Source organism: Kitasatospora sp. NPDC058406 (assembly GCF_042722765.1).
Classification (GTDB): domain Bacteria; phylum Actinomycetota; class Actinomycetes; order Streptomycetales; family Streptomycetaceae; genus Kitasatospora.
In genome coordinates this window covers 1-7,619 of sequence record NZ_JBHXKE010000335.1, presented here as the reverse complement: position 1 = coordinate 7,619, position 7,619 = coordinate 1, and the positions used below count along the sequence as shown (strand labels likewise).

General features: G+C 77.9%; 1 protein-coding gene. It reads right to left on the bottom strand.

The window, feature by feature from the left end; translation table 11 throughout:
- Nucleotides 1–52: 52 nt before the first annotated feature.
- Nucleotides 53–7,600, bottom strand: a complete 7,548-nt coding sequence (locus ACFWOG_RS37640) for a type I polyketide synthase (RefSeq protein ID WP_380363962.1) — start codon at nt 7,598–7,600, stop codon at nt 53–55.
- Nucleotides 7,601–7,619: the final 19 nt, after the last annotated feature.

Sequence of the window (7,619 nt, the reverse complement as noted above, 5' to 3'; positions counted from 1 at the left end):
GTCCGGCGGCGTCCCCCGGTTTCCCGTCCGGAGGCCCCGCCGCACGCCCGCGCTACGACACGCCGAGCTCGTCGATGAACCGGAAGACCTCGTCGGCGCTGGCCGCCTCCAGCCGGTCACTCACCGACTCCGCGCCCTCCTCCGCCGGGCCGGCGTCCTCGTCGAGGCCCGCGAGCAGACCGCGCAGCCGCATGGCGACCCGCAGGCGCAGCGCGGTGTCGTCCGCGGTGGCCGTCAGCGCCTCGGTCAGCTGGTCGATGGTGGCCAGCACGCTCTCCGGGGTCGCGCCGCCGCCCGTCACCAGGCCCTCCAGGAGCAGTCCGGCCACCGCCGCCGGGGTCGGCCGGTCGAAGACCAGCGTCGCCGGCAGGGACAGGCCGGTGGCGGCGGTCAGCCGGTTGCGCAGATCGACCGCGGTCAGCGAGTCGAACCCGAACTCCTTGAACGGGCGGCGGGCCTCGACCGCGTCCGGGCCGTCGTGCCCGAGGACGGCGGCGGCGTGGCCGCGCACCAGGTCGAGCGCGATCTGCTCGTGCTCGTGCGGGGGTGCGGCGGCCAGCTGCTCGCGCAGCGCCGCACCGGCGTCGGCCGGCGGGGCGGCCTCGGCGGTCGCCCGCAGGGCCCGGACGTCCGGCAGGTCGGCGATCAGCGGGCGGGACCTCGCGAAGCCGAAGGCCGGGGCGAAGACCGACCAGTCGACGTCGGCGACCGCGAGGAAGGTCTCCCCCGCCCCGGCGGCCTGCCGCATCGCGGTGATCGCGGCCTCGGGGGACATGCCCCGGAAGCCGCGCCGGCGCATGTACTCCTCGCCGCCGGTCGCCTCGGCCATCCCGCCGCCGTCCCACAGCCCCCAGGCCACCGAGGTGACCGGCAGGCCACGCTCGCGGGCCTGCTCGGCCAGCACGTCGAGGGCGGCGTTGGCCGCGCCGTAGGTGCCCTGGCGGGCGCTGCCCCAGACGCCCGAGTTGGACGAGAACAGCACCGCCTGCTCCAGGTGCGCCGGGTCGAGCAGGTCGAGCAGGTGGACCGCGCCCTCGACCTTGCCGGAGCTCACCTCCGCCAGCTCGGCCGCGGTCGCGTCGGCGAGCAGGCCGGGGCTGAGCGTGCCGGCGGCGTGGACCAGGGCGGTGACCGGCCCGGGCAGACCGGCCAGCAGCTCGGCGACCTGCGTCCGGTCGGCGGTGTCGCAGGCGGCGACGGTCACCCGCGCGCCGAGCGCGGTCAGCTCCTCGCGCAGGTCCACGGCGCCGGGGGCGGCCTCGCCCCGGCGGCTGGTGAGCACGACGTGGTCGGCGCCGGACCCGGCGGCCCACCGGGCCACGTGCGCGCCGAGCGCGCCGGTGCCCCCGGTGATCAGCACGGTGCCGCGCGGCTCCCACAGCGGTGCGGCCGGGTCGGCCGGCGCGGGCAGCAGGCGGCGGGCCAGCACACCGCCGGTGCGGACGGCCACCTGGTCCTCGTCGTCGAGGCCGGCGAGGACGGCCGCCGTCCGGCCCGCGGAGCGGGCGTCCAGCGTGGCGGGCAGGTCGAGCACGCCGCCCCAGGCCTCCGGGTGCTCCAGGGCGAAGGTGCGGGCCAGCGCCCAGACCTGCGCGGGGGCGAGCCGGGGCGCCGGGTCGCCGGGGACGGCGGCGACCGCGCCCCGGGTGAGGATCCACAGCGCGGTGTCCACGCCGCCGATCTCCCGGAACAGCGCGAGCGTGTCGAGGAGCCCCCGCTCGTCGTCGTCGCCGAGCGCCAGCAGCGACACGACGCCCCGGTAGGGCCCGGCGGCCAGGGTCGTCCGGTCGACGGCCGTGCTGTGCTCGACCTCGGCGCCGGCGGCGGCCAGCAGCTCCGTCACCTCGCCGGGGTCGACGTCGGCCGGGTGGAGGACCAGCCAGGTGCCCGACAGCCGGCCCGGCTCCGGCTCCGGCAGGGACCTGAACGCGATCCGGAACCGCCAGGCGTCCAGCTGCGAGCGCTCCTGGCGACCGCGGCGCCAGCCGGCGAGCGCGGGCAGCACGGGCGTGAGGGCGCCGGGATCGACGCCCAGGGTCTTGCCGAGCAGCGCCGCGTCCGCCGTCTCGACCGCGTTCCAGAACTCGTCGTCCGGGTCGTCGGCGGCCACGCCGGGCTCGTCGGCCAGCCAGTAGCGCTGGTGCTGGAACGCGTAGGTGGGGACCCCGGGCGCCCGGCGGCCTCCGGCGAGCAGCGCGGCCCAGTCGACCGGCACGCCGGCCACCCACGCCTCGGCGAGGGTCCGGACCTGGCGGCCGGGACCGTCCTCGTCACGGCGGAGCGTGCCGGCCACGGCCGCCTCGCCCGGACCGGCGACGTCCTGGATGCTGGCGGTGAGCACCGGGTGCGGGCTGACCTCGACGAAGTGCCGGTAGCCGTCGGCGAGCAGGCGCCCCACGGTCGCGGCGAACCGGACCGGCTGCCGCAGGTTGTCGTACCAGTAGTCGGCGCCGTCCTCGGGCGTCATGGGCTCGGCCCGGACGGTCGAGTACCAGGGCACCCGGCCGGCACCGATGCGCACCGGGGCGAGCCCCTCCAGCACGCGGTCACGGAGGACCTCGACCTGGACGGAGTGGCCGGCGGCACTGGACTTGACCCGGCGTGCCCGCACGCCCTCCGCCTCGTAGCGGGCGGCCAGCTCGTCGACCGCGTCGGACTCGCCGGCCACGATCACCGAGGCCGGTCCGTTCACCGCGGCGATCTCCAGCCGGATCCGCCCCCGGCCGTCCTCGTACTCGGCGATCCGGGCGGCCACGTCGGCCTCGGCCGCGGCGACCGAGAGCATGGCGCCGGCGCCGGCGATCGCCATCAGTTCCCGGCTGCGCAGCGCGACGATCCGGGCCGCGTCGGCGAGGGTGAGCGCACCGGCGACGCAGGCCGCCGCGATCTCGCCCTGGGAGTGCCCGACGACCGCCGCCGGGGTGACGCCGTGCGCGTCCCACCAGGCCGCCAGCGAGACCATCACGGAGAACAGCACCGGCTGGACGACGTCGAGCCGGCCGAGCGGCGGGGTCCCCGGCTCCTGGCGGAGCACCGCCTCCACCGACCAGTCCAGGTAGGCGCCGAGGGCGGCGTCGCACTCGCGCAGGCGGGTGGCGAAGGCCGGGGAGCTCTCCAGCAGCCCCGCGGCCATGCCCTCCCACTGGCCGCCCTGGCCGGGGAAGACGAGGACCACGCCGCCGGGGGGCCCGGCCACTCCGGCGACGACGCCGGCCGCGGGCCGCCCGTCGGCCAGCGCGGCCAGCGCGGGTCCGTCCAGCGCGACGGCGCGGTGCTCCAGCCGGGCCCGGCCGGCGAGGGTGTGCGCGACGTCGGTCAGCGGCAGGCCGGGCCGCTCGCGCAGGAACGCGGCCAGTCGGCGGGCCTGCGCGGCCGGCACGCCCCGGTCGCGGCCGGAGAGCAGCAGCGGGACGACCGGCAGCTCCGGGTTCTCCGGCGCGGGCGGCACGGACGGCGCCTGCTCCAGCACGACGTGGGCGTTGGTGCCGCTGATGCCGAAGGAGGAGACGGCGGCGCGGCGCGGCCGGCCGGTCTCGGGCCAGGACCGCTCGGCGTCCAGCAGCGCGACGGCGCCGGACTCCCAGTCGATGTGCGGGGAGGGGGCGTCGATGTGCAGGCTGCGGGGCAGCAGCCCGTGGTCGAGCGAGAGGATCATCTTGATCAGTCCGGCGACGCCGGCGGCGGCCTGGGTGTGGCCGAGGTTGGACTTCACCGAGCCGAGCCAGAGCGGCGCGTCGCCGTCGCGGTCCTGGCCGTACGTGGCCAGCAGGGCCTGGGCCTCGATCGGGTCGCCCAGCCGGGTGCCGGTGCCGTGCGCCTCGACCGCGTCGACGTCCTGCGGCGTCAGACCGGCGTTGGCCAGCGCGGCCCGGATGACCCGCTGCTGGGAGGGGCCGTTGGGCGCGGTCAGGCCGTTCGAGGCGCCGTCCTGGTTGACCGCCGTGCCCCGGACGACCGCCAGCACGGGGTGGCCCAGGCGCAGGGCGTCCGAGAGCCGCTCGACCAGCAGCACGCCCGCCCCCTCCGACCAGGTGGCCCCGTCGGCGGCGGCGGAGAACGGCTTGCACCGGCCGTCGGCGGCCGAACCGCCCTGCCGGGCGACCTCGACGAAGGTGCTGGGGTTCGCCATCACCGAGACGCCGCCGGCCAGCGCGAGCTCGCACTCGCCCCGGCGCAGGGACTCCGCGGCCAGGTGCAGCGCGACCAGCGAGGAGGAGCAGGCGGTGTCGACGGTGAGCGCCGGGCCCTCCAGACCGAAGACGTAGGAGACGCGGCCGGACGCCACGCTGCCGGAGACACCGGTCGCGCGGTAGCCCTCGACGCCCTCGGGCAGCGTCGACAGGCCGGTGCCGTAGTCGTGGTACATCAGGCCGGTGAAGACGCCGGTCCGGGAGCCGCGCAGCCCGGTCGGGTCGAGGCCGGCACGTTCGAACGCCTCCCACGAGGTCTCCAGCAGCAGCCGCTGCTGCGGGTCCATCGCGAGGGCCTCGCGCGGGGAGATGCCGAACAGGCCGGCGTCGAACTCGCCGGCGTCGTGCAGGAAGCCGCCCTGCCGGGTGAAGTGGTAGCCGCCGAAGTCCCAGCCGCGGTCGGTGGGGAAGCCGGAGATCGCGTCGCCGCCGTCGCGCAGCAGCTGCCAGAGGTCCTCGGGGGTGCGCACCCCGCCGGGGAAGCGGCAGGCCATGCCGATGACGGCGATCGGCTCGTCGGTGCGCACCGGGCCGGTCCGCTCCGGCGCCGCGTCCGCCGTCCGGTCGGAACCGAGCGCCCGGTCGAGCAGGTAGCGGGCGATGGCACGGGCGTTGGGGTAGTCGAACGCGAGCGTCGCCGGCAGCGTCAGGCCGGTGGCGGGCTGCAGGCGGTTGCGCAGCTCGACCGCGGTCAGCGAGTCGAAGCCCAGCTCGCGCAGCGCCCGGTTGCCGTCGATCGCGCTGCCCGCGGCGAACCCCAGGACGGCGGCGATCGTGCCGCGGACCAGTTCGGTGGCGGTCTGCTCGCGCTCCGCCTCGGGCAGACCGGCGAGCCGCCGGGCGAACGTGCCCGGGCCGTCGGCGGTGGCGGCCCGGCGCGGGCCGGTCCGGACCAGCCCGGACAGGACGGGCGGGAGCAGCCCGCCCTCGGCGGTGGTCCGCAGCGCGGGCAGGCTCAGCGCGACCGGCACGGCCAGCGCGGTGTCGGCGCGCAGGGCCGCGTCGAACAGCGCCAGGCCCTGCCCGACCTCCAGCGGCAGGATGCCGCCGCGCCGCAGCCGGCGCCGGTCGGCGTCGGTGAGGTTGCCGGCCATGCCCTCGTCGGTGTCCCACAGGCCCCAGGCCAGCGAGGTCGCCGGCAGGCCCCGGGCCCGCCGGAAGGCCGCGAACGCGTCGGTGAACGTGTTGGCGGCGGCGTAGTTGGCCTGCCCGGCGTTGCCGAGGACGCCGGCGGCCGAGGAGAACAGCACGAACGCGGCGAGCGGCCGGCCGGCCGTGGCCTCGTGCAGGTTGCGGACGGCGTCCGTCTTGGGACGCAGGACGGCGTCCAGCCGGTCGGGGGTGAGGTCGGCCAGCAGCCCGTCGTCGAGCACCCCGGCGGTGTGGACGACGGCGGTGACCGGCACGCCGCTCAGCGCGGCCTCGACGGCCGCCCGGTCGGTGACGTCGCAGGCGACCGCGCGCACGTGCGCACCGTCGAGGTCGAGGCCGCCGCCGGAGCGGGACAGCAGCAGCAGGTCGCGGACCCCGTGGGCGGCGACCAGGTGACGGGCGATCAGGCGGCCGAGCGTGCCGGTGGCGCCGGTGACCACCACCGTGCCGGCGGTCAGGTCGGGGAGTTCGCCGTCCGGTCCGGCGTGCCGGACGATCCGGGGCACCACGATCCGGTCGCCGCGCACCGCCGCCTGGGGGTGTCCGGCGGCGAGCACGTCCGGGATCCGGTCCGCGGTCGGGGCGTCGACGACGGTGAGGCGGCCGGGGTGCTCGTTCTGTGCGGAGCGGACCAGCCCCCAGACGGCCGCCGAGAGCAGTCCGGGCACGGCGTCCCCGGGGTCCGCGGCGATCGCGCCGTCGGTGTGCACGACCAGGTGGGTGTCGGACCGGCGTTCGTCGCCGAGGAACCGCTGGAGGGTCTCCAGCAGCTGTCCGGTGCGGCTGCGCACCGCGTCGGCGTCCGGGGCGGCGCCCGGGTCGGCGGTGGTCGCGGGGTCGGCGCCCGGGGCGGGGGCGGTCGCGGTGCAGTCCAGCACCAGGACCTCGCCGGGGTCGGCGGGGAGCGCGTCGCCTAGCGTGATCGTGGGCAGCGCGCCCGCCGCGCCCGCCGGCACGCCGGCGTCCGTCCAGTCCAGCGTGTAGAGCGGGGCGTCGGGTGCGGCGCCGGTCCGGTCGGCCGTGACCGGCCGGACCGCGAGCGCGTCGACGTCGAGGACGGGGAGCCCCGCCTCGTCTGCGACGTGCAGCCGGACCGTCTCGGCTCCCTCGCCCGCGGTGAGCCGGACCCGCAGGGAGCGGGCACCGACGGCGTGCAGGCGGACGCCGTTGAAGGCGAACGGCAGCCGGGCCGCGCCGTCCTCACCGGGCACCAGACCACCGGCGGCCAGCGCGTGCAGGCAGGCGTCGAGCAGCGCCGGGTGGAGACCGAAGCCGCCGGGGTCGGCGTCGCCCCCGGTGCCGAGGGCGACCTCGGCGAGGATCTCGCCGTCACGGCGCCACACCTGGCGCAGGCCCCGGAACACGGGACCGTACACCAGGCCGGTGTCCGCCAGCGCGGCGTAGAGGGTCTCGGCGTCGACCGGCTCGGCGTCGCGCGGCGGCCACGGCAGGTCGGCCGGCGGGTCAGCCGGCGGCGGTACCGGTGCCGAGCCGGCCGGGCGGAGGGTGCCGGTGGCGTGGGTCGTCCAGGGGTGTTCCCCGTCGGGGCGGGAGTGGACGGTGACCGTGCGGCCCCCGCCCTCCCGCCCGGTCGCGGCGACGGTGACGCGCAGGTCCGCCCCGCCGGCCTCGGGCAGCGCCAGCGGGGCCTGGAGCAGGAGCTCCTCGACGACCGGGGCGTCGGTGAACTCTCCGGCCGCGAGGACCAGTTCGACCAGTGCCGCGCCGGGGACCAGGACGGTGCCGAGCACGTCGTGGTCGACGAGCCAGGGCTGGGTGCGCCGGGAGAGGTGCCCGGTGAAGACGACGGTGTCGGAGTCGGGCAGCCGGACGGCCGCCGCGAGCAGCGGGTGGCCGGTGCCGTCCAGGCCGGCCCCGGCGAGGTCGCCCGTGCCGGGCTCGGAGGCGAGCCAGTAGTGCTGCCGCTGGAAGGGGTAGGTCGGCAGGTCGGGCAGGCGGCGGCCGTCGGTGGGCCAGGCCCGCCAGTCGACCTCGGCGCCGCGGACCCACGCCTCGCCGAGCGCGCGGATCTGCCCGGCCGGGCCGTCCTCGCCCCGGCGCAGCGTCCCCCACACCCCCGCGTCCGGAGCGCACTGCTCCAGCGCCATGGTGAGCACCGGGTGCCCCGACACCTCCGCGAACAGCCGGAAGCCCTCCCCCGCCAGCTTCTCCACGACCGGCCCGAAGCGGACCTGGTCGCGCAGGTTGGACCACCAGTAGGCCGCGTCCACCGGCTCCGTGACCCGCTCCCCCGTCACCGTCGAGAACCACGGAACA